The following is a 26,222-nucleotide window of genomic DNA, read 5'->3' as shown; positions in this document are numbered from 1 at the left end:
TATGGATACAGTTCAAGATCAGTTTGCTCGGCGGCTGGAAGAGCAGGGGATCTCAATTTCCTCTAAGCTGGATCAGTTTGAGAGTTATTACCGGGAGCTTATTAGCTGGAATGAAAAAATGAATCTCACAGGCATTACCGAACGTGAACAGGTATATACTAAACATTTTTATGACTCCCTGTCACTTGCCTTTTTTGTAGATATGACTGCAGTTGAACGGATGGCCGATATTGGCTCCGGAGCAGGGTTCCCAGGCATCCCGCTTAAAATTGCATTTCCTCATATAAAGCTGACCATTGTTGACTCACTTAGCAAGCGCATTTCTTTTCTCCAGCATGTCTGTGACGAGCTTAAGCTGGAAGGGGTGGAGCTGATTCATGGCCGGGCAGAGGACATTGCAAGACAGGCTTCGCATCGGGATCAATATGACTTGGTTACAGCGCGCGCGGTTGCAAGGATGGCTTTGCTGAATGAGTTTTGTTTGCCTTTTGTACGTAAGGACGGTATTTTCGCCGCCATGAAAGGCAGTGATCCTACGGAGGAAATAAGCGAGTCCAAGTTCAGTCTTAAAGAACTGCGTGGTCAATTGGAAAAGGTAGAATCGTTCAGTTTGCCTGTTGAGGATTCAGCCAGACATATTGTTATTATCCGCAAGACCGGCACTACACCGGTTAAATATCCACGTAAAGCAGGTATACCTGCTAAAACTCCTCTTCTCTAAATGTTTCACGTGAAACATTTAGAAACAGAGGTTTGGCAATCAAAGGCCGTCTTCCGCACGGGAGGCGGCTTAATATAATTGTTAGCAGAGTGTTTAAACTGGCGCTTAAAAGAGCGGTCTTCTGTTTTCTATCCACATGAGGGCTAGAGTAAGCTTATAATAGGAATGAATTCTCGGTCCATGTAGGTTGAGCAGGGGAGAGGACCCTATATCTGCAATGAATAACATTTTACATAACTATATACGCTGAACATGATAAATGACATCAGGATGAGGGTTGCGAAAGGGAAGTTTGGAACTGAAAGAGCGATTGCGACCGCTCAAAAACTTTCTGGACGAAAGTAAGCTTCGAAAGCATAGGCTATCTCCAGATTTCATCCGCAAACACCGGTTAAATCAAGAAGAGTTGGGATGGACAGGGTCCAGAGCCGAAAATCAAAACATTGCTCATAGTTACAGCTACGAATCTGATGCGGAAATGTGAAGTTATCTTATATAACTGCAGTTTATTCGTTTATATTGAAGGAAAATAGGTCCATATGAAGAATAGGATTATGGACAGAAAAGTGATAGAATAATATAGTAACGATGCGGTGCCAAAGGCGCCGTCTGGGCACGTTGATGTTTTTTCATTCTTGCAGCATTATGACCTAGAACCGAATTGCACCTCTTAGTCATTCATGAATTTTAACGATAATTTAGAGGAGCAATTTGCCCGGCATAGAGCTGAGTTGTGCCTGATCCGCATAAAGTTTTTTGATTTGTACGATTGTTTTTCCGAATCAAGGTCAAGATCGTACTATAATGAAATTAGGTGGTAATGAACGGAATGAAAGAACAATTCACCAGACTGTTTGGATTTACCGAGCGAAGCAGCGGAGAAGAAATCAAGCAAATCCGGGTCAATGATGTAGTCAGCAGTCCTTATCAGCCTCGTACAATTTTTGATGATGAGAAGATTGATGAACTATGCCAGACGATTAAAACTCATGGAGTGATTCAACCGATTGTCGTTCGCATGATAGATTCCCACTATGAGATCATTGCAGGGGAGCGGCGCTGGCGTGCGGTTAAGAAGCTGGGGATGGAGACTATTCCGGCAATCGTGCGTGATTTCAACAATTCGCAGGCTGCTTCTATTGCTCTTATTGAGAATTTGCAGCGAGAGAATCTCACTTCCATTGAAGAAGCTGTTGCTTACCAGAAGCTGATTGATTTGCATCAATTGACTCAGGAGAGTCTCGCGCAGCGGCTCGGCAAAAGCCAATCCACCATTGCCAACAAAATCCGGTTACTCCAACTGCCGGAAGAAGTTAAGACCGCTCTGATGGAAAGGCAAATCACAGAAAGACATGCGCGGTCGCTATTATCACTGGATAGTGAGGAAATGCAGCTTAAAGTGCTTGGAGAAATTATATCCAAAGGATTGAATGTAAAGCAGACCGAAGCGCGAATAGCCTTTTATAAGGAATCCTCCAAAATCAAAAAAACAAAACGAATCTCTTATACAAAAGATGTACGGTTGGCACTCAACACGATTCGTCAATCGATTGATATGGTGACCGGTTCGGGAATGGAAATAAAGACTTCTGAAAACGATCGCGGCGACCATTATGAGATCGTTATACAAATTCCAAAAAGATAAAATGATTGCATAGCTGAAGGCGGCCCTGAGGTGAATGGCTGCCTTTTCTGCGACTTATCCATGAAGGTATGACTCTTCAAAAAAATGCAGTCTATCTCATCATCATTGTGAAACGACTACAAGATTTTTCCCAACTATTCGAGGTGAATTAAGTGTCCAAAATTATTGCCATAGCAAATCAAAAAGGCGGTGTCGGTAAAACAACGACTTCTGTGAACCTGGGAGCCGGTCTGGCTACTTTGGGCAAAAGGGTACTGCTTGTTGACATTGATCCGCAGGGTAATACCACAAGCGGCGTAGGCATAAATAAAGCGGATGTAGAGAATTGTATATACAATATTCTGATTGATGACATACCTCCACATGAAGCTATCCTTGAGACGAAAATTGATGGTCTTAACATCATACCAGCCACTATTCAGCTGGCAGGCGCGGAGATTGAATTGGTATCGACCATATCAAGAGAATTGCGGCTTAAGAAAGCGCTCGGCCTTGTGAAAAAGAATTATGATTATATTATCATCGATTGTCCGCCGTCTCTGGGCATTCTGACAATCAATTCGCTGACTGCGGCTGACTCCGTTATTATTCCAATTCAATGTGAATATTACGCGCTGGAGGGTTTAAGTCAGCTCTTAAATACTGTCAGACTGGTACAGAAAAATTTAAATCCTCATTTACAAATTGAGGGAGTCCTGCTGACAATGCTGGATGCCCGGACCAATCTCGGGATACAGGTTATTGAAGAAGTGAAAAAGTATTTTCAGGAAAAAGTGTACCGGACGATTATCCCGCGTAACATCAGGTTAAGTGAAGCGCCATCTCACGGACAATCCATTATCACTTATGATCGGCGCTCCAAAGGTGCGGAAGTGTATTATGAGTTGGCAAAGGAAGTGTTATCTTATGAGTAAGCGTTTGGGTAAAGGATTGGATGCCCTAATCCCTTCCTTGTCCATTAATGAAGATGATAAAGTGGTGGAAATTCCTCTTTCACAGCTCCGTGCCAATCCTTACCAGCCTCGTAAAGATTTTAATGAAGAGGGCATTCAAGAGTTGGCCGAATCCATTCGCCAGCATGGGGTTATTCAGCCGATTATAGTGCGAAGTGTACTTAAAGGCTATGAGATTATTGCTGGTGAACGCAGATTCCGCGCTTCGCAGTACTGTGGAAAGGCAACGATTCCGGCTGTTGTCCGCAGCTTTAGTGATCAACAGGTTACCGAAATTGCACTAATTGAAAATCTGCAGCGTGAGGATTTGAACGCTATGGAAATAGCAGTTGCCTATCAAGGACTGATGGATCAGTTTTCACTTACACAGGAAGAACTATCCTTAAAGGTTGGAAAATCTCGTCCGCATATTGCTAACTTTTTGCGGCTGCTAACGCTTCCGGAAGAGGTGAAGGAATTTGTTTCACGTGGAACAATTTCGATGGGACATGCGCGTGCGATTGTAGGATTGAAAGAACCGGAACTGATCAAGCAGTTCGCTCAGCAATGTGTGGATCAGCAATGGAGTGTAAGGGAACTGGAAGAAGCGGTAAAAAATCTGGACCGTAAACCGTCCGGCGGGGTAAAAACGAAGGTCGTTAAACGCGACCCATACATCGATAATGTGGAAGAAATTTTACGTGAACGATTTAAGACGACGGTGAAAATTAAACAGGGCAAGGATAAAGGCAAAATCGAATTGAATTATTACAGTGCTCAGGATCTGGAACGACTGCTGGAACTTCTCGGAAATTAATGAATACTACCTGGGAAACATATCCTGATCTATCCGTAAAGGATAATGATGGATATGTTTTTTGCACGAAGGAACGGTATGTTCAAAAATCAAGGGGGCGAGAACTTGAATGAGTTTGTCTATTTAGATCATGCCGCAACCTCATGGCCGAAACCTCCGGAGGTTGTACAGGCAATGATGGATGCTCTGCAGCATGCTGGGGCCAATGCCGGAAGAGGAAACTATTCACTTGCTATGGGAACCGGAAGGGTGCTGGTTCGTGCGAGAATGGCATTAGCGGAATTGTTCGGAGTGGCCAACGCGCAGGATATCGCGTTTACGCATAATACGACGATGTCGCTTAATATGGCGATTCAAGGAACACTTCGCCCGGGAGATCATGTCATTTCAACGATGACTGAGCATAATTCGGTACGACGGCCGCTGGAATATTTGCGGAGGACCAAGGGGGTTGAAGTTGATTATTTAAAGGTCGACTTGGAAGGACAGCTTGATCTGCAGGAATTGAAAAAGACTTTCAAATCCAATACTAGAATGGTCATCTGCAGCCACAGCTCAAATTTGCTTGGGAGTATTCTGCCAATTGGTGAAATAGGGAATATGGCCAAAGCGTATGGAGCCGTGTTTTTGGTGGATGCCGCCCAAAGTGCCGGATCACTGGATATCGATGTAGGCAAAATGAATATCGATCTTCTAGCCTTTCCAGGACATAAGGGTCTTCTTGGACCGCAGGGAACAGGGGGGCTGTACATTTCGCCGGAACTCGATTTGGAGCCGCTTATGCACGGGGGTACGGGAAGTCAATCAGAGAATAGCGAGCAGCCGAATGTAAGACCCGACAAATATGAAGCGGGGACGCAGAATACAGTAGGGATTGCGGGACTGCTTGCAGGAGTACAGAAAGTACAATCACTGGGTACGGAAAATATACGCAAGCATGAGTGGAACCTTATTCAATCCCTTATGGAGGGGATGAGAGATATTTCCGGGATGAGATTTCTTGGCCCGGCCGAAGGTGTTCCGCGTACGGGGCTTCTGTCATTTGTCATAGAGGGAGAAGAATCGGCACAAATTGCCCATCGTCTTGACAGGGAGTATGGAATTGCCGTACGGGCAGGAATGCATTGTACGCCACTCGCGCATAAAGCCGCCGGGACGCTGCAGAGCGGCGCGGTAAGAGTGAGTGTAGGTGTGGATACGACAGAACAAGATGTCGGTATGATGCTGCATGCAATGAGGGAACTCTATAGCGGGCGGCGCAGCAGATAAAGAAAAAGGACGGTCTTATCGATGTCAGAAATGAACCAGTTTTTAGGCGATCAACTGCAATGGTTTATCCCGGGTATTGCAATTCTCTTGCTCTTGATGTTTATACTTATTCTTGCGCAGGGAAGCAAACTGCGGTCCATGCGGCGAAAGTATGATGCCATGATGTCAGGAACGGGAATTGAAGATTTGGAAAGCCTGTTGGTCGATTTGAAAACTCAGAACGACCTGCTGGAAGAAACCCAGCAGCTGCAGAAGAAAGCGATAGAAGCGCTTCAGTTAAAATTACAGGGCATAAAAGGACATATTGCTCTGAAACGCTATAATGCTTTTGGAGACCGTGGAAATGACCTCAGTTTCTCGCTGGCCATTCTCGATGACCACCGAACCGGTATGGTGCTTACCAGTCTGCACAATCGCGACAACTCCTATATTTACGCCAAGACGCTTAATGCAGGCGAACCGCAATATCCGCTTTCGCCCGAGGAACAAGAAGTGGTCACTCTTGCGCTGCAGCGGATTTAGAGTGTACATGCCACTGCTTCATAGCCGAAAAGAGGCTGGAAGCGATAATCTCCGATAACTTCATGACAAGGCTAAGCCGTGTGTTTTGCAATACGAAATATTCCATAAAGCCGCCGACGTTAACGATTCCAGTTAAATGGATATCGCCTACCGGCGGCAGTTGTTTGTTTACACCCGCTCCGGGGCGCAGAGGACCCTCAACGACCTGAATCGAACCAACGCTTGTGGAATGTCCCAGACAGGCATCAATGCCGATTATATAGGGGTTGTCATGGCGCTCACGAATCAGGTTAAGCGTCTCCTCCAGATTGACCGCATGCACCGGATTGTCGAGTGTTCCATATAGAGAGAACTGCGGGCTGTGAAAGCGGGACAAGGCTGTGCCTACAAGCGGTCCGAGCGCATCTCCGGTCGAACGGTCGGTGCCGATGCAGACAACGACAATCTGAGCGCCGGCACGGGCGCGGGAGAAATGGAATAGCAGCCGGTGAATGATTGCAGAATAGATTTCAGGGTCTGTATGTGATATTTTTAAACAAGACATTTCTTGCAATGGCATTGGATTAGAGGAATAATACATATAATCTTCCTTTCCAGGACATTTCTACTTGATGTTAGCTAGTATATGGATAGAAGGGCAGTTTTATACTCCAGTATGAAGAGATGAGCCCTGAAGCCTATGAGGAGTGTGACCAATGAACGAGGAACTGTTGATAGCGTTTGATTCTACCCAGCAGGCGCTGCGCGCCGAGATGCTGCTGGAATATGCTGAAATTGAGATTGACACCTGTCCGACGCCAAAAGATATTACCGCCGGCTGCGCCATGTCGATTCAATTTTTTCGCCGCGAGCTTGCTAAGGTTGAACAGATTATAAAGGAAGAGACAATTGAAATCCGCGGCATCTACGGCAGGGACGAGCATGATGGCGGGTACAGATTAATTTCAGAGTGAGGAGGAGGAGGAAATGCGTCACTGGCTGGGCTGGCTGCTGAGTGCCGATACTCCGGAAGGGACAGTGAATCAGGCGGTAGACAAGGCGGTTCAGTTTAGGGATAAAATATGGAACTGGGTAACCGATGCCGATATGTGGGCCAATGTATTGTTTGCGGGCCTGCGTATTATTTTTATATTCATCCTGACACGGATAATCATTAAGGTTGTATACGGCGTTATTGATCGTTCATTGGAACGAAAGAGCAGCAGAGGGTTGCTGGCTAATACACGGCGCTTCTCAACGGTTGGCGAGCTGCTGAAGAATACCGTAACGATTGTCTGCAATTTTATCATGATTCTGATTATATTATCGGAGTTCCATTTCGAACTGGCTCCGCTGCTGGCAAGTGCAAGCGTGCTCGGTCTTGCCATTGGTTTTGGCGCACAGAGTTTGGTGAAAGATGTAATTACCGGCTTTTTCATTATCCTGGAGGATCAATTTGCGGTAGGCGATGTGATTGCAACTGGCGGATTCAAAGGCACTGTTGAAATGATCGGATTGCGTACGACCAAGCTGCTTGGTATTAATGGCGAAATGTATATCATTCCAAACGGTACGATAGCGAACGTGACGAATTACTCGATGGCTAACGCCCTGGCTGTTGTCGATGTTCCGGTGAAAATCGAACAGAGTCTTGAAGAAACGATGGGTATAATCCGTCAGGCGCTTCAAGGCATTGAAGAACGCAATAATAATGTTGTGGCATTTCCGAACGTTCTGGGAATTCAATCGATGAGCACTTCCGAGTATGTGGTTCGCGTAACCGCCAATACGCTGCCGAATAAAAGAGAAGCCGCACAGCGTCAGATTCAGAGCGATATTAAAAAAGCGCTTGAACAGCAGGCGCTGAAGGCTGCGGAGCGGGCTCGACAAGAACAGGCGGAGGCGGAAGCCAAGGCTCACCCCGAATCAGAAACGCAGTCAGGAGCTAAGGTGTTAGCTGACGAGGAACTGTCTGTGCCAACTTCGGAGCAGCAAACCGCGCGCAAGGCGGCAAGAACGGGATTGCTGGAACAGGCGGCTGGGGAAGCCAAAGAAAAAGGGGGGAAGCCTGATGGAACGTAAAAACTTTCAACTGGGTGATATCGTGCAGATGAAGAAGCCGCATCCATGCGGAACGAATGAAATGGAAGTCATCCGCATGGGGATGGATATCCGAATTAAGTGTACAGGCTGCCAGCACAGTGTACTGATTCCCCGCGCTAAATTTGAGAAGAATTTAAAAAAAGTGCTTAGATCGGCTGAGAAAAAAGTGGATAATAATTAAGCTTGCAATTACCCTGGTTGGATGATACAATAAATCTTGCTGCGGAGAGGTACCCAAGAGGCCCAAGGGGGCTGACTCGAAATCAGCTAGGCGTGTCAAAGCGTGCGTGGGTTCGAATCCCACTCTCTCCGCCACTAAAGCCAAAGCTAATAAATGTGATGAAATTAACCTTCTGCCTTGTATAGGCGGGAGGTTTTTTTGTTATGAATTAACAACGCCTAGCGTTCCCGTATCTTAATAATTCTGGTAAGTTAATACTATGTGAACGAATATGCTGAAAGAAACTTTTTTGGTAAGGCTGGGTGTGAGCGGGTCTACTAAAACCTGTTAGCCAGCCGGGGTGCAATTAATGGGGAGGGAATCTTGTTGCAGCATCGTGTATTGTTGGTTGAGGATGACGAAGCCATCAGTGAGATGGTTCGCTCGTATTTAGTGAAAGAGGGCTATCAGGTAGAGAGCGCCTTCGACGGAGAGGCGGCTGAGCATGTTTTTCGCGGTAAAGGTCCCTTTGATCTTGTGCTACTTGACCTGATGCTGCCGAATCGGAGTGGAGTGGATATTCTTCAGAGCATTCGTAAATTAAGTTTGGTACCCGTGATGATTGTGTCCGCAAAAGATACCGATGTCGATAAGGCGCTGGGACTCGGATTTGGAGCGGATGATTATATCAGTAAGCCATTCTCCATGATTGAGCTTGCGGCACGGGTGAAGGCGGCTATCCGCCGGGCGGAATATGCCTCAGGCCGTGGCCCGTTCGAAGAGACAGCCAATCCGAATCACAGCATTACCCTGGGCGGGCTGATGGTGGATTTCGATAATTTCTTGGCGCTGAAGAACGGGGAAGAGGTGAAGCTGACGGCTAAGGAATTTCAAATCCTGAAACTTTTTATGACCCACCCGGGCCGTGTGTTCACCAAAGCGCAGATTTATGGGATGGTATGGGAGGATGAATATTACGGGGATGAGAATGTGATTAACGTACATATGAGAAGGCTGAGGGAGAAGATAGAGGACGATCCCTCCCACCCTGTATATATCAAAACATTATGGGGTATCGGTTATAAGCTGGGAGATGCGGTGCAATGACTGCAGTGCTTGGAGTTGTGATTGTTCTGCTTCTGTTGGGTCTTGTGATGCAACACCGGAAGTCGCGTCATCATTCACGCCAGTTCACATACATCCACGATAAACTGGATCAGATCCTTTCACAGCATTCACAGGAACGGTTGCTGGTGTTCAGCAGCTCGCCCGAACTGCAAACGCTGCTGACTGATGTGAACCGGCTGCTGGATCTCAATCATGAAGGAATCGCCCGGAGAAATAAACTGCAGAAATCAATGCGCCAGATGCTGGCGAATGTGTCGCATGACCTGAAGACGCCGCTGACCGTCGTTCTTGGGTATGTCGAAACGCTGCTGCAGGACGACGATATGGACGCCGAAGAACGGGAGCGGCTGCTGAGGATGATCCACCGGAAGGCTGGAGAGGTAATCACGCTGATGAATACCTTTTTTGACTTGGCCAAGCTGGAATCGGGAGATCATGAGCTCCCACTGTCAAGGGTAGAGGCCGGTGAAGTGTGCCGCAGAAATATTTTGGCCTTTTACGATATCCTAAACGCCAAAGGTATGGATGTAGCGATTGAGATTCCAGATGAAGGCTGTTACATACGGGGGAATAATGAGGCGCTGGACCGGATTCTGTCCAATCTGCTGTCCAATGCGATCAGGTACGGGGCCGCCGGAGGGGTGCTTGGGTTAAAGCTTTATAGTGATACGAACACCGTAAATATTGAAATTTGGGACCGGGGAAAGGGGATTACCGAGGACCATCAGGATAAAGTGTTCGAGCGCCTGTACACGCTGGAGGATTCACGGAACCGGGTCTATCAGGGAAGCGGCCTCGGACTGACGATTACTAAAAGATTAACGGAACAGATGAATGGTAAAATTTCGCTAGTGAGTGTGCCTTTTGTCAGAACGGCCTTTACGGTTGCTTTCCCCAGGTTAAAAATTTGAATCGGCAGTCAGGGTCAGGAGATATCGGTCCTGGAGCCGCCATCTTAAGAATTTCGTAAGATTACATTAATAAAAAAGAAAATTCCGCTCTGTACAATAAAAACCAGGAACAGAAAGAGAAATCCAAAGGGGGAAGCGGAAATGACGGTAATTCTCCGGACACGAAATTTAAGCAAGATGTACAAGGGGGGAAATAGCGTAAGCAGCGTAAACATGACAATTAGACAGGGTGAAATCTACGGATTTCTGGGCCCGAACGGCGCGGGCAAAACAACTGTGATGAAGATGATTACGAATCTCGTAAAGCCGACGGAAGGCGAAATCGAATTTTTCGGTGAAGTTATGACGAGCCGTTCCTATGAGATGCTAAAACGAATGGGGAGCATTATCGAGTATCCGGTTTTTTACGACAAGCTGTCTGCCCGTGAGAATCTGCTGCTGCACGCTGAATATATGGGCTACTACAACCGTCAGGCGATTGACGATGCGATGGAGTTGGTAAAGCTTAGGGGAGTGGATAAGAAGCCGGTAAAGGAGTTCTCTCTAGGCATGAAGCAGCGTCTGGGTATTGCCAGGGCTGTCATGACCAAACCCGAGCTGCTTATCCTGGATGAGCCGATTAACGGCCTGGACCCGGTCGGCATTAAGGAACTGCGCGATGTGTTTCGGATGCTCAGCAGGGAATATGGAATGACGCTGCTAATCTCCAGCCACATTCTTGGAGAAATTGAGCAGATTGCCGATACGATCGGTGTCATTCGCGGAGGTGTGCTGCTTGAGGAGATGGCGATGGATTCCATTCTCAGCCGGAACACGGAATATATCGAGCTGGTGACAAATTCGGTCAGCAAAGCGGTCTATGTGCTGGAGCACAAACTGCATCTGTCGAATTTTAAAGTGATGGACTCCGGCATAATCCGGATTTATGATGAAGGAGTTTCGCAGCATGAACTGAATAAGGCGCTGGTGGTGGAGGATGTGGAAATAGAAAGTATCAGTAAAAACAAGCACACACTCGAAGATCATTTCATAAGCCTGATTGGGGGTGAGGGCATTGCGTAAGCTCATTTCTCTCGAAATCCGCAAGCATAAGCTGGCTGGAATGCTGAAAGGCGTACTCATCGCCAATCTGGCAATCCTCGCCTTCATGATTCTGGTCGTATTCATTGACGGGAGTGAATTTACAACCTATCCTGAGGTTTTTGAAGGGCTGTATATCTCTATCAGGGGTACATTCATCATCTTTGCTTCCGCTCTGCTTAGCAGGTTAATCATTGACGAGTATAAGAACAACACGATGACCCTGCTGTTTACGTATCCTATTTCGCGGATGAAGCTGATGTATGCGAAGCTCATTATCGTGCTGCTGTTCACTTTTGTTAATATCATTGTGTCGAATATAGTGCTCGGGGCCATCATAGTAGGGATCAATGGTTTCACAAACGCCATTCACGGCGAGATCACTTCGAATCTGCTGATTTCGGAGCTGATCAAGACGGGAGCCAGTGCCATCTACGCGGCGGGTATAGGTCTGATCCCTCTGTATGTGGGAATGCGCAGAAAATCGGTGCCGGCAACCATAGTCAGCGCGGTATTGATCGTCACACTTATTTCTTCCGGATCCGGCGAATTCCGCTTGGGAGATCTGGCGCTTGTCTCGGTATCCCTGGGCCTGCTTGGAATAGCTATCGCTTATCTATCCATTCGTGGGGTGGAGCGGGACGATGTCGCCTGAATCGCTTGCCGGAAGAAACTGATTTATGATAAAATATTACCAGTGTGTTTCTGCGGCAATGGAGAGGTACCCAAGAGGCCCAAGGGGGCTGACTCGAAATCAGCTAGGCGTGTCAAAGCGTGCGTGGGTTCGAATCCCACCTTCTCCGCCACTATACTTACATCAGCTTATTAATCCTTCGTCCAATGGGCGGGGGATTTTTTAAATTACTGGTTATGGACTAAAGATAGCGGGCAGCTTTATTTTCTAACATGAGGTAATGCTGAGCACAGCAAAGAAGGACCCTTACGGGCCCTTCCGAGGCAGCACTTGAATGATTTTTGGAATTTCTCTGTAGAAAGCTGCTAAAGCGAGTAAGGAACACTAAAGGCTTCTGTCTAATAAGACTCTGCCGTCAGCACTCTCCTTGGCCAACCATAGTTGCTGCAACAGAATTCCTGTGAGTTTGTCGGGCTTCATTGTCCAACGGAACCACACCTCTCTCGTGTGCTGCCTGAGAATAGTATGGGCTGGCGAAGCTTGTGTTATACATGGCCGTTAAAAAATTAATGCACACGCGCTTTCTCGACCTTTTTCCATTTGCGGTTTTTGTTAGTGGTCTCCGGGAATGTGTCACCTTTCTTCATTTTAATCGACTTCGGGTTCTGAATCTCCGTATGAAAGCTTCGCGCTTCGCCTACCTCCGTATAGATTCCGGGATTCGGGGCCTTTTGGCCTTCTTCAAATTCGGTCTGTTCACCCATTTTTGTCTCCTCCTTTTCACATTAACAATGGATTGCAGTTCTATTCTGCACACTGCATTGCAGCTTCATGTAACGAAGGGCGGTCCATAATTTAGACAGGACAAAAAGGAATAGAGCTTGCATCAGGTCCACAGATTTGGTATATTATTATAGTTCGAGTTTGTGCTCGATCCTTGCTCCTGACCCGATCAGGGGCCTTAGACCATAAGGAGGTGAAAGTTATGCGCAAATACGAAGTGATGTACATTATTCGTCCTGACATTGAACAAGAAGCCGTTCAAGCAGCAGTCGAAAAATTCCAAGGCATCATCTCCAACGGCGGGGAAATTACGAAGCACGATGTGCAGGGTAAGAAACGTCTTGCGTATGAGATCAAGAAATTCCGTGATGGCGTTTATGTTCTGGTTAACTTCAATGCAGAGCCTGCAGTAGTTGCCGAATTGGAACGTCTGATGAAAATTTCTGACGAAGTTATTCGTTATCTCATCACGAACGACGTTGCCTAACAGCGCGAAGTTCGCTTTGTAAGGAAATCGCTCCAAGGAGGGGACCAAAGATGTTGAACCGTGTCATACTGATCGGCCGATTGACCCGCGATCCTGAGTTGCGCTATACGCCTGCCGGCGTTGCCGTAACCCAGTTTACGCTTGCCGTAGACCGGCCTTTTACAAGCCAAGGCGGCGAACGTGAAGCGGATTTCATTCCGGTCGTTACCTGGAGACAGCTGGCGGAGACCTGTGCCAATTACTTGCGCAAAGGTCGGCTGACGGCGGTAGAGGGACGCATCCAAGTACGGAATTACGAGAATAACGAAGGCAAACGTGTATACGTAACCGAGGTTATTGCCGATAATGTCCGGTTCCTGGAATCTTCCCAGAGCCGAGAGGGCGGAAACGCATCCGGCGGGGGAAATATGCCCGAGCCACCTTCATACGGCGGCGGCGGACGCGGAAACAGCGGAAATGGCGGTTTCTCGCGCAACAATAATCAGGATCCCTTTTCGGGCGACGGTAAGCCGATTGACATATCGGATGATGATTTGCCATTTTAATACGGAAGGACTGAAAAGACAATGGCTTTTAAACAAAGAGAAGGCGGAGACAACGACAAAAGACCTCCACGCCGTGGCGGCCGCAACAAACGTCGTAAAGTATGTTTTTTCACTGTGAACAAAATTACTCACATTGACTATAAAGATACGGAACTGCTGAAGAAATTCATCAGTGAGCGCGGTAAAATTTTGCCTCGCCGTGTAACCGGCACGAGCGCAAAATACCAACGCGCCCTGACAATCGCAATCAAACGTTCGCGTCAAATTGCGCTTCTGCCTTACACTACTGAATAAGACAGGCCCAGAGACAGCCGGTAAACCGGCTGTCTTTTTGTGTGCCAAAAATTCAGAAGGGGTGCAGGCCAGCTATCCGCAGACGGACAATTGACGCAGCCAACCCAATGTAGTAAATTTAAACCATCCTATAACGAAGGGGAAATTTTGATGTCGGTGAGCGTTCTTAACTAAGCAATTTCATATCACCTGAAGGCAGAACGGCGGTTGTTATTTAGCCGCTGAAGCGCACGCTTATTTGAGTGTGCCAGAAGCGCATGTTAACGTGTGCTTTTGGCATGGCTGTGCTGTGCCTATGGTGAATGATTTAGTTAAGAACACGCGACGCGTCAATAGCCTCTTTACGGCTGTTATCCCGTCTAAACGAACAAACCGTGCTCTTGCAGCACGGTTTTGTTTGTTTATCTTGAGAAAGAGGCTGTATTATAGCCCCGGACCAAGGATAGGGACCAGTGTAAGGATTAGGGCAAGGAATGCCGCTGCGGCATTCTTTGCCCTTTTTTGCGTTACGAATCAAACCAGGACGAACCACCAAAACCAATGAGGAGGAAAAAACATGCATGCACAAAGCCAGCAAACGCTCGAATATCATCTGATCAAGGAAGAACTGGGACGATATGCCGTCTCCTATGTCGGCAGGAATCTCATTGCGGAACTAGCGCCGATGACTGAGCTTACGGCGATTCACAGAGCGGTGGAAGAGACGGCGGAGGCGAAGGAATTATTAATAAGAGGATCGAGTGTGCCGATACCCTCGCTAGAAGGAATTGAATGGGTAATGTCGCTGCTGGGAACGGGATATTTGTTCAATGAACAGGATTTTACATCGGTGAGCGTATTCTTGAACAGCTGCAGCCAATTACGCAAGTATATGGCTTCCAAAGAAACAGCGCCGCGGATCAGCGCCTATGCATCTTCGCTGGAGGAACTGAAGACGGTCAGAGCGGAAATCGAACGCTGTATCCGATTCGGCGTAATTGACGACGGAGCCAGCAAGGGGCTGGAGAAGGTGCGCAAACGGCAGAGAGTAACCAAAGAACGGCTGCTTAAGAAAATCGAGAGCGTCATGTCGCGCCACCAGTCCATTTTACAGGAGAATCTGTACAGCCTGCGGGGAGGCCGTTATGTGATCCCGGTGAAGCGTGAGTACCATAAGCAGGTGAAGGGCTCGGTGCTCGATCAATCCACAAGCGGACAGACGGTATATGTGGAACCGGAGGAGGTAGCCGCTCTGCAAGGGGAACTGGAGATGCTGTCGGCTGAAGAAGCGCGGGAAGAGGGCATCATCTTAAGCATGCTGACCGGGCTGATCGAACGGGAGCAGGATGCGCTGCGGCTGAATATCGAAATTACGGGCGTGTATGATTTTATTTTTGCCAAGGCGAAATATGCTGCTGCAATAGGGGCGGAAGCTGTAACCTTCAATGACCTGGGGGATATGCGGCTCTGCGGAGCCCGACATCCGATGCTTGCCGGCATGGTTCCGATCCATGTGGAGTTCGGGAGGGGATTCCGGTCGCTGGTAATCACCGGCCCGAATACGGGCGGAAAGACGGTTGTGCTGAAGACGGTGGGGCTGCTCGTTCTGATGGCTCAGTCGGGACTCTTGATTCCGGCGGACAAAGAGAGCCGGCTTCCTGTTTTTAACAATGTAATGAGCGTAATCGGAGACGGGCAGAGCCTGACGCAGTCACTGAGCACATTCTCCGCACAAATGAAGGGGGTAGACGAGATGCTGCGCACCGCAGGACCGAATGTTCTGCTGCTGATTGATGAGCTGGCCGCAGGCACGGACCCGGGTGAGGGCATCGCTCTGTCGATCGCTATCTTAGAGGAGCTGAGCCGCAAAGGAGCCAATATCATTGTCACGACACATTTTAATGAGTTAAAAGTGTTTGCCTCGGCCGCCCCGCAGTTCCAAAATGCGCGAATGGAATTTGACCCGGCTACGCTCCGCCCGCTCTACAAGCTGACAATAGGGGAAGCGGGGCACAGCTATGCGCTGCAAATTGCAGAGAAGCTGGGGATCGACGTCAGAGTCATTGAACGCTCGCGTCAAATTGCCGGCGGTCAGAGCCGCGAACAGCTGGGCGAACAAGAAATGCGGCTGTGGTATGATAACATAGGAAGGCAAGAAGAGGAAGAAACGGCAGAAATGGCAGAAGGCAAGCGGCCGCATGCAGAGGAAGGGCCTAAGGATCGCCCGGCACAGCCGCATTCTTTTGAAGTCGGGGACGCGGTCTATGTCAGTTCGCTCGGCAGGACGGGAATCGTATACGAGAAACGGAATGCAAGAGGCATGGTAGGCGTCATGGTGCAGAAGCATAAGATGCAGATCAACCATAAGCGCCTTAAGCCTTATCTATCCAAAGATGAGCTGTACCCGGATGAATATGATCTCGACATTGTGCTGGAAACGAAAGAAATCCGGAAGAAACGGAAATTGATGCGGCGCAAACATGTGGAAGGCTTAATGATCATCAAAGAAAAGGAGAGGAACGACTGAGAGTAATAAATAATATTGACGCAATGTATATTGCATTGTATGATGTTTAAAATTTTGTTGAAGAAAAAATTTGTATATATCCGTCTATGAATTTGGTCTGAATTGACCGCTGGTTTATTTATTGACCGCTGGATGAGAAAGCGTTTTACGAAACAAGAGAAGGGAAGGAACACATGAACAACAGATATATAATTAGAGTCCTCGCTCCGGTCCTCTTCGTAATGATGCTGTTGCAGGCTTGCAGCGGGACGGGTGCTCCGGATAATCGAAGCGGGAATGGGCCTTCCCCTCTTGCAGCGGGTAATGAAGGCGAACCGAGAGCGGGAGGCACGGTGACTTACGGTTTTCCTTCACCGTTTAAGGGCTTGTTTGAACCGGCTTTTTATGAAGGTGAAGATGATCTCCGTGTTCTGGAATTCATAACGGAGCCGCTGTTTATAGTCAAGGATGATTTAACTACTGTTCCCGGTATTGCAAGCTGGCAGGAATCTGCCGATCATAAAACCTTCACTTTCAAAATAAAGCCGGGTGTGCACTGGCAGAACGGGGATGAATTAACAGTTGAGGACTGGAAATTCTCGCTTGAGGTCATTGCCGATCCGAACTATACCGGTCCACGCTATTACAGTGTGGAAATGATTGAAGGCGCCGAAGCCTATCACGCTGGAAAGGCGAAGCAAATATCAGGCATACGGATTATCGATCCCTATACCATGGAGCTTAAGGTAACAGCCGCGCGCGTCAATACCATTGATAACCTGTGGGCTTATCCGATGAATAAGAGATATTTTGCAGGAGTGGCGGTAAAAGATATGCCGAATAGCGATCAGGTGCGTAAAGCTCCCATCGGTATCGGACCGTTCCAGGTTACAAACATTCAGCCGGGAGAATTTGTTGAAATGTCCCGCTTTGACAATTATTACAAAGGCAAACCTCTCCTTAACGGAGTGCTGTATAAGGTATTTGACGACAAGATGATTACGAGCCTGTTCGAGCAGGGTGTGATCGATATTGAGCAGGCGCCTCGGGATGCCTATGAAAGGCTGAACAAGCTGGATAATATTACGCTGATGCAATCACCGGATTTATCTTACGAGTATATAGGCTTTAAGTTCGGACACTGGGACGACAAGGCGCAGAAGATTGTTATGGACAACCCGAAGTTCACCGATAAACGGCTGCGGCAGGCGATGTACTACGCTCTGGACCGCCAAGGGATTATAGACGGCTTCTCTTATGGGCTGGGCAAGCTGGTGGAAACGCCGATTTCCAGCGAAAGCTGGGCCAAAATTCCAGAGGATCAAATCAACCGATACCCTTATGATCCAGGGAAGGCCAACGAGCTGCTGGATGAAGCGGGTTATACGGATTTGGACGGGGACGGCTTGCGGGAGAATCCCAAGGGAGCGAAGCTCGTGATTCATTTCGACGGCATGGTTGGCGGCACCAATGATGAGCCTCGCACCGAGGCGATGCTGCAGAACTGGAGAGCTGTCGGTTTGGACGTAAGACTAAACGGCGGAGCGCTGAAGGAAATGAATACCTTCTATACAATGGTGGAAGAGGATGATCCGTCTGTGGAGCTGTTTAACGGTGTCTGGGGATTATCCAATGATCCGGACCCTACCGGATTATGGAGGGAGAATGATCTGTGGAACTATCCGCGGTGGTCCTCTAAGGAGAATGAGCAATTGATCCGCGACGGGATTAGCCTGAAGGCATATGACCGCGATTACCGCAAGCAGGTGTATTACGACTGGCAGAAATTAATAAATGAAGAAGTGCCTATGATTTTCTTTGCGGAGCGCGAGACGATTACTGCGGTAAACAAGCGGCTTCAGGGAGTGAAGATCAATGCGTACACCCATATAATCGATCCTTACAAGTGGTGGATAAAAGACAGCGAATAGGGAGGACACGGGCGTAGTGCTAAAATATGCGCTTCGCAGACTGGCGGGCGCGGTGCCGCTGCTGCTTCTGATCTCAATAGTGGTATTCGTTCTGGCCAAACAGATGCCGGGCGACGGTCTTGGCGGGGGACTGAATCCAGGTAATAAAGATCCTCGTTATATGACGGAAATGCGCGAGAAACTTGGGTACGACGATCCATTGGCTATTCAGTATATCCGCTGGCTTAAAGATATGGCAGCTGGTAATTTCGGACAATCCTTCTTGTACAAAATGCCTGTCGGCGAACTGATCGCCCAGCGTCTGCCAGCAACTTTGCTGCTGGCCGTACTCTCGCTTCTCATTACTTATGGAAGTTCATTGGCTCTGGGAATGATCGCCGGACGCAATCCGGGAAGCCGGCTCGACCGCTTGATCCGAACGGCTGCCTATGTTACTTATGCGATCCCTACCTTTATTGCGGCCATCTTCGCCCTATATCTATTTGCGGTAGTTCTGCACTGGGTGCCTCTTGGCGGCACGGTCTCGGTTGTAACTTCGGGAGGACTGTCGTCGCTCGGAGACAGGGTTGTTCATGCTCTGCTGCCTGCGGCTGTGCTGGGACTGTTCAATACGGCGGCCTACACGCTGTTTTTGCGTAATGAAATCGTGGAGAACAGCGGCAAAAATTACGTGCGCACGGCTGTAGCCAAAGGCATATCCAGATCCTCCGTATATAACAGGCATATACTGCGCAATTCGCTCATTCCGCTCGTTACCTTTCTGGGAATGGATATAGGAGGCCTGCTCGGAGGCTCGGTTGTTATCGAGAATCTGTTCGCCTATCCGGGTATCGGGACACTATTTGTGGCTGCGGTATCCGGCCGGGACTACGCGGTAATGATGGCGGTTACGCTAATGACGGGCTTCATGATCGTCGCCGGGAATGTTGTGGCAGATGTGCTGTACGGATGGCTCGATCCCCGCATACGCGCGGGTTACAACGGAGGAAGATGATGATGCACAAGAACTCGCCCGCTTCACTCATTGGCGCCGCCGCCCGTAAATTTGCCGCGAATCGGTTAGCTGCCATTTCGCTGCTGTTTCTGCTCGCTGTGTTGGCGCTGTGTCTGCTTGCTCCTTGGCTTACAGCCTACGATCCAGCGAAGATCGATCTGCGGGGCCTGAATAAAGGTCCGAGCGCTGAACATTGGCTGGGCACCGACAAGGGAGGGCGGGATATTGTCTCCCGTCTGTTATTTGGAGGCCGGACGACGCTGTGGATCAGTCTGTGCGTATCCGCAATCATAGCCGGTACGGGAACCGTGGTGGGGGTTCTGGCCGGCTATTTTGGCGGATCGGCAGATTCGCTGCTGATGCGAATCACTGATGTTATTTTGTCGTTTCCTTTTTTAATTTTTATTATTGTTGTAAAAAGCATCTATCAAGGCGGCGGAATTCCCTCGCTGATCTGGACAGTGGGGCTGCTGGGCTGGGGCGGATTCGCCCGGATCATCCGGGCAAAGACACTGGCCGAGAAAGAAAATGAATATATTATGGCCGCTAGCGCGCTCGGAGCCGGGACGCTGCGGATATTGACGCGCCATCTGCTGCCTGGCCTGCTGAGTGTCTTTATTACGAATCTGATGTGGACGGCTGCGGCCATGATCGGAGTTGAAGCGAGTCTCAGCTTTCTGGGCTTCGGCGTACCCGTCGGACAGCCAAGCTGGGGAAATATGCTGGCGGACGCGCAATCTCCGGCAGTAATCAGGGAACAGTGGTGGGTATGGCTTCCCGCTGGGCTGTTGATTACCGGAGTCATCCTTTCGATCAATTTTATCAGTGAAGGGGTAAAGGAAGCGTTCAGAGTTTCAAGAGAGACATTTATGATTTTTTAAGATTTTGTGAATAGTCGCATCAAAATGCTGCTGCCTTCGTCTATATAGCTATGGAAGACGACGAAACAAATATATTTTTTTCCAAATGTGTCGGTTATTGTTGTTTCATTTTGACTCCAGAGTGATTACAATAGAGTTTGTATTTGTTTAAGCTGCCCTGGAAAGGAGGACCGCTCTGCAACAGTAAGGGTGAAGCGCCGGTGAGAGAAAGTCTGTCCGCAGGACCAATCCGTGACCGCTCCATCCATTTTGTCCGGACGGCCATTCCAATATATAGCACCTATTAACTCTACTCTATTGTAAAAGAGGAATTAATTGTGAGAATAAAGTGGAAAAAAAGATATATTGCCTTAATTGTACTTTTGGTCATTATCGCCGGAGGAGGGTATTTATTCCGTAAGCCGCTGACTGTTCTGGCCTTCGATCTGTTCCTGTCGGACAGGGTAGAAAGTACGCTGGCACAGAAATCTTACCAGCCGCTCACGACGAATGAGGATAATTCCGTAAAGCCTGAGCCGATATCCTATAAGAGCGAGCCTTTCTCTGTGATGCTGCTTGGCACCGACCAGCGTAAGACGGAAACGGCCCGGTCCGATACAATGATCTACGCGGTGGTGCGGCCGGAGGATTATAAAGTTCTGCTTATCTCGATTCCCCGGGACACCTATACCGAAATTATCGGCCATGACGGCGGCAAGAAGGACAAGATTACGCATGCATACGCTTTTGGCGGCCAGCAGATGGCGAAGGATACGCTGGAGGCGCTGCTTGGACATGATATTCAATACTATGCGACCATTAACTTTCAGGGCCTGAAGGATACCGTTGACGCCTTGGGCGGACTGCCGCTGCCGATTCAGAAGACGATCGAGAACAAAGGCAAAGACCATGAGAAATTTACGATTGTTGGCGGGAAGTCTTTTTATAACGGCGAGGAATCGCTTAATTATGTCCGATACCGCGAAGACAGCGACTTTAACCGCACGAAACGCCAGCAGGTATTCCTGGATGTGCTTGCGAACAAAATGCTGTCGCTTAACCAGATCGGCAATGTGTCGGAGCTGCTGAACATATTGGGTGATAATTTCAAGACTGACATGGAGCCTACGATGATTACCGACCTGGCCAAGAAGTTTCTGGGCGGTAAAGAGATGGACATTTCGAGCTTCACCGTTATGGGCGAGGGTACCCGTATTGACGGCGTCTATTATGATGTTGTAAACGATGAGGATCTGAACAAAGCGAAGGCAATGATTGACAACTGGATGAACGCCGGAACGCCGGTGGATCAGTTGATTGAGCCGGGAAAAGCGGGCGATGCGCTGGAAGCCAAGGCTACGTCGGCCGCCCACTAAGACGAGACGGATTCGGACGCTATTTTACTGTAAAAGAGACAGCAGCAGCCCTGGTGAGCAGTTACCGGCTGCTGCTTGTTGTTCCTATGGTATACTATTTGTGGAACTGCGGATTCAGCCTATACGTATAAATAAAACGGACACCCTGGGCCAAGACTGGGAGAACCGTTATTCCTTGGGGACTTTTTGAGGAGGACCAAGAAGATGAATATTGCGTTTTTTTTGCTTCCGAAGCAGGAGGTGGCCTGCGTTACGCTGGATTCCACTCTGCGCCAGACACTTGAGCGGATGGAGCATCACAGATACACCGCTATTCCGATCCTAAGCAGCAATGGCGAGTACGCCGGTACAGTGACAGAAGGAGATCTGCTCTGGTACATGAAGGATTCGCATGGGAAGGTCACTTTTGACAATGCGTCGAAATTTTTGCTGAAGGATGTTCCGCTGCGGATGAACAACAAGCCGGTGTCCATCGACGCGGATATGGAAGATTTGATTAATCTGGCCAAGGTTCAGAATTTTGTGCCGGTTGTTGACGACATGAACCGCTTCATTGGGATTGTCCGCCGCAGCCAAATCATCGAGTACTGCGAGAAGTTTGTATCCCGTCAATCATTGGAATCTTTGTAAGCGGGATCACCCCGTTACAGAAGGTGCGATGGTACGGCCTGTATTCCGACAAAAGGGAATGCGGGCCTTTTATTTCTGCGAGAAACGTACTTGCGTCCTTAGGGGAAGCCGTCAGGCGTTTCTTGTTGAATCACAGCGGCGCCAGGCGAAGGTATTCCGGCTCGAGGGGGGGCCCGTGTTGCGAATAGGCATTTATGCTATAATGGAGAATAAAGCTTTTTCCCGGAGGTAGAGAGACGTGTCCAATATGCCGAAGGATTTGGATGTAGCCAAGCGGGCCAAGGTCATCGAATGGCTGAAGACCGAAGTCATCGACCAGGTTTCCAGGCTGTTTAAAGCACTGTGGGAAGGCAGTACCGCCCGTGTCAGCGACAGCTTGGCGAGTTTGATTATGAGCTCTTATATTCTTGGCCGCAGGCTTGGCATTTCGTACCGTGATATGGACGAGGTGCTGCTGGAGAAGCTGAGGAAGCACCGGCAGGAAGGCCATCAGCTGGAAGATTGGTATCAGGATATATCTGCGTTAGAAGAACATATGCGTAAGAGGTGAACATTGTTGAAATATCGCTGGACATCCGTGGCCTGGAGTATTGCATACCTGCTCCTGCTGTTATCCCTGTCAACCCCGTTTCTCATCATCACGACACTGTTTATGATTATTCCGGCCGCCCTGTTGTTCACTACGCTGAATACAAGGCAGTTTATTTTAACGATTGTGCCCGTATGGCTTGTCCTGGGGCTGATCAGCCCGTTTTATATACTAATAGCCGCATACCTGATTGTTCCCGCGCTCGTAATGGGACGGCGATATAAGAAAAAAGCCACAGCCTCTTCGACGATATTTGCCGGCACGATTACCCTTTTGGGAGAATTTCTGTTGCTCCTCCTTCTGGGAAAGACTCTTTTTCAGTTCGATCTGTATAGTTATGTATACGATGTGCTGAATGAGATGCGGACGATGGCTCTGTCCCCGATGCAGGAATTCGGTATGGGGAGCTTCCTGGGAGGAAGTTCAGAGGACCTCAGCAACAACAGCCGCGCGTTCATTCAGGTCATTCCAATGGCGCTGATTATGTCTTCGTTCGTAATTACTGTGATCACACACTCGATTGTCCGGCCGATTCTGAACAGTATGGGGTATGCCGTACCCAAGCTGAAGCCTGCGCGTGATTGGAGAATTCCCAAATCCTTTATTTGGTATTATTTAATCGCCACAGTGATTCAGTTGCTCTTCTTTAAATCGGATAACAGCTTTATGGTAATGATTACGGCCAACTTGGTTCCGCTGCTGCGGGTTTGCTTTATAATCCAGACGATTGGTTTCTTCTTCTTTATCGCCCATGAACGGAATTGGAACAGGATTATTCCGGTTATGCTGGCGGTAATGGCCATTATGCTGCCTCCGCTGTGGATTATCGGGATTATTGATCTGGTGGTGCCGCTGCGGGAAATGGTGGCCAAATCGAAACGATAGGGTGAGAGCTCATGCCAAAATTTCTGCAAAAACGCTGGCACGGCTATCACACCGTCTGGGCGTTCTTGCTGCTGCTGGTCCTTATTATTATTGTCAGCGTCTATAATTGGGTCCTGGGTGTCATCTGCCTGTTTTTGGCCGGGACGCTGTGCTTCACAATGCTTAAGGCCGAAATATCGTTCCGGCGCAATCTTGTGGAATACATTAACGGCCTCTCTTTCCGCATCAAGCGGGTGGAAGGCGAAGCGATCGGAACGCTGCCGCTGGGCATTATTCTATACGGTGAGGACCGCGCGGTGGAATGGAACAACCGCTATGCAGGGAGCGTTTTTGCGCGCAAATCGCTGGTGAACGAGCCGCTCCAGGAACTGCTGCCGGATTTGGTTCCCCTCGCCGGCGGCGGCGCTCCTGCGAAACGGGAAGCAGGCAAGGAGGGAATCCAGAAGGAAATCCGCGCGGAAATCAAAGTTGACGAGCGCTATTACCAGGCTGTCGTTATTCCAAGCGAGAGGCTTCTGTATTTATATGAAATCACCGAGCTGATCGATCTGCGGCAGCGGTACGAGGAAGAGAAGCTGGCTCTAGGCATTCTGCTGATGGATAACCTGGATGAGGCCGCGCAGGGAATGGACGATCAACAGCGGACTTCGCTGATCGCCAAGGTAACGAGCGAAATTACTGATTGGGCTAAGCAGTTTGAGGTTTATCTGCGCCGCCTTTCCTCGGAGCGTTATATGATGCTGCTGAATTACCGCAGCCTGCAGGCGCTGGAAGAGAGCCGATTCCTTATCCTGGACGAGGTACGGGAAATGACGGCTGATCTGAAGGTGCCGATGACGCTGAGCATCGGTCTGGCCTACGGAGCGGAGTCGGCGAGCGAGCTCGGCGCTCTGGCTCAGTCGAGTCTGGATATGGCGCTTGGAAGGGGCGGCGATCAGGCGGCTGTTAAGGCGGGCCAGCGGCTGTCGTTCTACGGCGGCAAGACCAATGCGGCGGAGAAGCGCACACGGGTGCGGGCGCGCGTCATCGCTCATGCCCTGCGCGATTTGATTCAGGAAAGCGACCGGGTCATCATTATGGGGCACCGCAATCCCGATATCGACGCCGTGGGAGCCTCTATCGGCCTGCTCCGCGCAGCTCAAATGTATAACGTGGAAGCCGATATCGTGCTTGAAGGGCCGAATCCTTCCATTACACGCATGCTTGAGCAGATCCGAAGAGACGAAGAGCTGTACGGCTCTTTCGTCACGACAGAGCAGGCGCTGCAGATGATGACCGAGCATACGCTGCTGATCGTAGTCGATACGCATAAGGCTTCGATGACGATGGAGCCGCGGCTTGTTCAATACGCCAGCCGGATTGTCGTTGTCGATCATCACCGGCGGGGCGAGGAGTTTATCAACGAAGCGGTGCTTGTCTATCTGGAGCCGTATGCGTCTTCCACTTGCGAGCTGGTAACGGAGCTGCTGCAATACATCCATGAGAAGGTCAAACTCAGCACACTGGAAGCGACCATGCTGCTTGCCGGCATTACGGTGGACACGAAGCATTTTGCCCTTCATACGGGGTCGCGGACGTTCGAGGCTGCGGGCTTCCTGCGCCGGCTTGGCGCCGATACCATTCTGATTCAGCGGATGCTGAAGGAAGATTTGCAGGAGTACATCTCGAAAGCGGAAATTATCAAGCATGCCCGCATGGTCTATGATCATATTGCGCTGGTGGTCACAGCGCCTGGCATGAAAATACCGCAGCTCCTGATCGCCCAGACGGCGGATACGCTGCTGGGCATGACCAATGTGCTCGCCTCCTTTGTAATCAGCGAGCGTCCGGACGGCCTGATCGGCATTAGCGCCCGTTCGCTAGGGCGGATGAATGTACAGGTCGTCATGGAGAAGCTGGGCGGCGGCGGACATTTGACTAATGCGGCCGTACAGCTTGAAGGAACTAGCAAGGAAGCAGAGGCCAGACTGCTGCAGGTGCTGGCGGAAATCGAAGCGAAAGAGGGTCTGTTCGAATGAAAGTTATATTCATTAAAGACGTTAAAGGTCAAGGCAAGAAGGGGCAAATCAAAGAGGTATCGGAAGGCTATGCAACTAACTTCCTGCTGCCGCGGGGCATGGCCCGTCCGGCAACCGAAGGGAATATGAAGACGCTGGAGAATCAGGCCGCTGCCGAGCAGCGCCGTAAGGAACAGGAGAAAGAGGAGGCCCAGCAGCTTGGAGAGAAGCTGAGCGGGCTTGCGCTTACGATGAAAGCAAAAGCTGGAGAGGGCGGCCGGCTGTTCGGCGCCATTACAAGTAAGCAGATTGCTGAAGCGCTGGCGAAGGCTAACGGAATCACCATCGACAAGCGCAAAATCGAGCTGGACGAACCGATTCGTCATCTTGGCACGACGCAGGTCCAGGTGAAACTCCATACGGAAGTCAAGGCTGTGCTGAAGGTTCAGGTAACGGAGGAGTAAT

The 26,222-nt window shown here is 49.2% G+C and carries 28 protein-coding genes and 2 tRNA genes; 28 read left to right on the top strand and 2 right to left on the bottom strand.

What is annotated here, in order from left to right:
• The first annotated feature begins 1 nt into the window (after position 1).
• The 6 genes from rsmG (at position 2) to PDUR_RS26750 (ending at position 5,906) form a co-directional block, all read left to right on the top strand.
• Positions 2-721 carry a 16S rRNA (guanine(527)-N(7))-methyltransferase RsmG gene (gene rsmG / locus PDUR_RS26775; RefSeq protein ID WP_042208917.1) on the top strand — a complete coding sequence of 240 codons (720 nt, stop codon included), beginning with the start codon at positions 2-4 and terminating at the stop codon, positions 719-721.
• An 829-nt stretch (positions 722-1,550) separates the two neighbouring features.
• Positions 1,551-2,366 carry a nucleoid occlusion protein gene (gene noc / locus PDUR_RS26770; protein WP_042208916.1) on the top strand — a complete coding sequence of 272 codons (816 nt, stop codon included), beginning with the start codon at positions 1,551-1,553 and terminating at the stop codon, positions 2,364-2,366.
• 152 nt (positions 2,367-2,518) lie between these two features.
• Positions 2,519-3,280, top strand: a complete 762-nt coding sequence (locus tag PDUR_RS26765) for a ParA family protein (protein ID WP_042208915.1) — start codon at positions 2,519-2,521, stop codon at positions 3,278-3,280.
• Positions 3,273-4,115, top strand: a complete 843-nt coding sequence (locus PDUR_RS26760) for a ParB/RepB/Spo0J family partition protein (RefSeq protein ID WP_042208914.1) — start codon at positions 3,273-3,275, stop codon at positions 4,113-4,115. Before PDUR_RS26765 ends, PDUR_RS26760 begins: the two co-directional genes overlap by 8 nt.
• A 105-nt stretch (positions 4,116-4,220) precedes the next feature.
• A complete protein-coding gene (locus tag PDUR_RS26755) occupies positions 4,221-5,384 on the top strand; it encodes an aminotransferase class V-fold PLP-dependent enzyme (RefSeq protein ID WP_042209759.1) in 1,164 nt (387 codons plus the stop codon).
• A gap of 21 nt (positions 5,385-5,405) precedes the next feature.
• On the top strand, positions 5,406-5,906 hold the full coding sequence (locus PDUR_RS26750; RefSeq protein ID WP_042208913.1) for a DUF4446 family protein: 501 nt from the start codon (positions 5,406-5,408) through the stop codon (positions 5,904-5,906).
• On the opposite strand, the gene yyaC is transcribed toward PDUR_RS26750, so the two are convergent.
• Complete coding sequence (gene yyaC / locus PDUR_RS26745) at positions 5,881-6,486, bottom strand: spore protease YyaC (RefSeq protein ID WP_042208912.1); 606 nt, start codon at positions 6,484-6,486, stop codon at positions 5,881-5,883. The genes PDUR_RS26750 and yyaC overlap by 26 nt on opposite strands.
• Positions 6,487-6,601: 115 nt before the next feature.
• Here yyaC and PDUR_RS26740 point away from each other — a divergent pair, with 115 nt between their 5' ends.
• The 9 genes from PDUR_RS26740 to PDUR_RS26700 all read left to right on the top strand — a co-directional run bounded on the left by PDUR_RS26740 (position 6,602) and on the right by PDUR_RS26700 (position 12,073).
• Positions 6,602-6,859: a putative Se/S carrier protein gene (locus PDUR_RS26740; RefSeq protein ID WP_042208911.1), complete on the top strand. Its 258-nt coding sequence runs from the start codon at positions 6,602-6,604 to the stop codon at positions 6,857-6,859.
• A gap of 13 nt (positions 6,860-6,872) precedes the next feature.
• Positions 6,873-7,967, top strand: coding sequence for a mechanosensitive ion channel family protein (locus tag PDUR_RS26735; RefSeq protein WP_052410429.1), 1,095 nt, complete (start codon positions 6,873-6,875; stop codon positions 7,965-7,967).
• Positions 7,957-8,169: a DUF951 domain-containing protein gene (locus PDUR_RS26730; RefSeq protein ID WP_042208910.1), complete on the top strand. Its 213-nt coding sequence runs from the start codon at positions 7,957-7,959 to the stop codon at positions 8,167-8,169. Before PDUR_RS26735 ends, PDUR_RS26730 begins: the two co-directional genes overlap by 11 nt.
• A gap of 43 nt (positions 8,170-8,212) precedes the next feature.
• Positions 8,213-8,303, top strand: a tRNA-Ser gene (locus PDUR_RS26725).
• 232 nt (positions 8,304-8,535) lie between these two features.
• The gene (locus PDUR_RS26720) at positions 8,536-9,255 is read left to right on the top strand and encodes a response regulator transcription factor (RefSeq protein WP_042208909.1); all 720 of its coding nucleotides are present in this window, start codon (positions 8,536-8,538) and stop codon (positions 9,253-9,255) included.
• Positions 9,252-10,187, top strand: a complete 936-nt coding sequence (locus PDUR_RS26715) for a sensor histidine kinase (protein WP_042208908.1) — start codon at positions 9,252-9,254, stop codon at positions 10,185-10,187. Before PDUR_RS26720 ends, PDUR_RS26715 begins: the two co-directional genes overlap by 4 nt.
• Before the next feature lie 141 nt (positions 10,188-10,328).
• Positions 10,329-11,249, top strand: a complete 921-nt coding sequence (locus PDUR_RS26710) for an ABC transporter ATP-binding protein (protein WP_042208907.1) — start codon at positions 10,329-10,331, stop codon at positions 11,247-11,249.
• Positions 11,242-11,922 carry an ABC transporter permease gene (locus tag PDUR_RS26705; protein ID WP_052410428.1) on the top strand — a complete coding sequence of 227 codons (681 nt, stop codon included), beginning with the start codon at positions 11,242-11,244 and terminating at the stop codon, positions 11,920-11,922. Before PDUR_RS26710 ends, PDUR_RS26705 begins: the two co-directional genes overlap by 8 nt.
• 60 nt (positions 11,923-11,982) lie before the next feature.
• Positions 11,983-12,073: transfer RNA gene (locus tag PDUR_RS26700), tRNA-Ser, on the top strand.
• A 394-nt stretch (positions 12,074-12,467) separates the two neighbouring features.
• Here the strand turns inward: PDUR_RS26700 and PDUR_RS26695 are convergent.
• On the bottom strand, positions 12,468-12,665 hold the full coding sequence (locus tag PDUR_RS26695; RefSeq protein ID WP_025337148.1) for a YjzC family protein: 198 nt from the start codon (positions 12,663-12,665) through the stop codon (positions 12,468-12,470).
• Positions 12,666-12,886: 221 nt separating this feature from the next.
• Between PDUR_RS26695 and rpsF the strand changes: the two genes are divergently transcribed.
• The 13 genes from rpsF (at position 12,887) to rplI (ending at position 26,221) form a co-directional block, all read left to right on the top strand.
• Complete coding sequence (gene rpsF, locus PDUR_RS26690) at positions 12,887-13,171, top strand: 30S ribosomal protein S6 (protein WP_042208906.1); 285 nt, start codon at positions 12,887-12,889, stop codon at positions 13,169-13,171.
• 50 nt (positions 13,172-13,221) lie between these two features.
• Positions 13,222-13,716: a single-stranded DNA-binding protein gene (ssb, locus tag PDUR_RS26685; RefSeq protein WP_025701889.1), complete on the top strand. Its 495-nt coding sequence runs from the start codon at positions 13,222-13,224 to the stop codon at positions 13,714-13,716.
• A 21-nt stretch (positions 13,717-13,737) separates the two neighbouring features.
• Positions 13,738-14,010: a 30S ribosomal protein S18 gene (gene rpsR / locus PDUR_RS26680; RefSeq protein ID WP_025692516.1), complete on the top strand. Its 273-nt coding sequence runs from the start codon at positions 13,738-13,740 to the stop codon at positions 14,008-14,010.
• A 556-nt stretch (positions 14,011-14,566) separates the two neighbouring features.
• Positions 14,567-16,516, top strand: a complete 1,950-nt coding sequence (locus PDUR_RS26675; protein ID WP_042208905.1) for an endonuclease MutS2 — start codon at positions 14,567-14,569, stop codon at positions 16,514-16,516.
• Between the two features lie 173 nt (positions 16,517-16,689).
• Entirely contained in the window at positions 16,690-18,426 is a 1,737-nt protein-coding gene (opp4A, locus tag PDUR_RS26670) for an oligopeptide ABC transporter substrate-binding protein (protein ID WP_052410427.1), read from the top strand.
• A 16-nt stretch (positions 18,427-18,442) separates the two neighbouring features.
• Complete coding sequence (locus PDUR_RS26665; protein ID WP_042208904.1) at positions 18,443-19,420, top strand: ABC transporter permease; 978 nt, start codon at positions 18,443-18,445, stop codon at positions 19,418-19,420.
• Positions 19,417-20,301, top strand: a complete 885-nt coding sequence (locus PDUR_RS26660) for an ABC transporter permease (protein ID WP_052410426.1) — start codon at positions 19,417-19,419, stop codon at positions 20,299-20,301. Before PDUR_RS26665 ends, PDUR_RS26660 begins: the two co-directional genes overlap by 4 nt.
• A 323-nt stretch (positions 20,302-20,624) precedes the next feature.
• Positions 20,625-21,656 carry an LCP family protein gene (locus tag PDUR_RS26655; RefSeq protein WP_042209755.1) on the top strand — a complete coding sequence of 344 codons (1,032 nt, stop codon included), beginning with the start codon at positions 20,625-20,627 and terminating at the stop codon, positions 21,654-21,656.
• 204 nt (positions 21,657-21,860) lie between these two features.
• A complete protein-coding gene (locus PDUR_RS26650; RefSeq protein ID WP_042208902.1) occupies positions 21,861-22,286 on the top strand; it encodes a CBS domain-containing protein in 426 nt (141 codons plus the stop codon).
• A 247-nt stretch (positions 22,287-22,533) separates the two neighbouring features.
• On the top strand, positions 22,534-22,836 hold the full coding sequence (locus PDUR_RS26645; RefSeq protein ID WP_025692509.1) for a MazG-like family protein: 303 nt from the start codon (positions 22,534-22,536) through the stop codon (positions 22,834-22,836).
• Between the two features lie 6 nt (positions 22,837-22,842).
• Entirely contained in the window at positions 22,843-23,760 is a 918-nt protein-coding gene (locus PDUR_RS26640) for a DUF2232 domain-containing protein (RefSeq protein WP_042208901.1), read from the top strand.
• A gap of 11 nt (positions 23,761-23,771) precedes the next feature.
• Complete coding sequence (locus PDUR_RS26635; protein ID WP_042208900.1) at positions 23,772-25,778, top strand: DHH family phosphoesterase; 2,007 nt, start codon at positions 23,772-23,774, stop codon at positions 25,776-25,778.
• Positions 25,775-26,221: a 50S ribosomal protein L9 gene (gene rplI / locus PDUR_RS26630; protein WP_042208899.1), complete on the top strand. Its 447-nt coding sequence runs from the start codon at positions 25,775-25,777 to the stop codon at positions 26,219-26,221. Before PDUR_RS26635 ends, rplI begins: the two co-directional genes overlap by 4 nt.
• The last annotated feature ends 1 nt before the right edge of the window (position 26,222 follow it).

Source organism: Paenibacillus durus, from assembly GCF_000756615.1.
Lineage (GTDB): Bacteria > Bacillota > Bacilli > Paenibacillales > Paenibacillaceae > Paenibacillus_AQ > Paenibacillus_AQ durus.
Note: the sequence above shows the minus strand (reverse complement) of the source record. Positions and strands in the feature narration are given on the sequence as shown.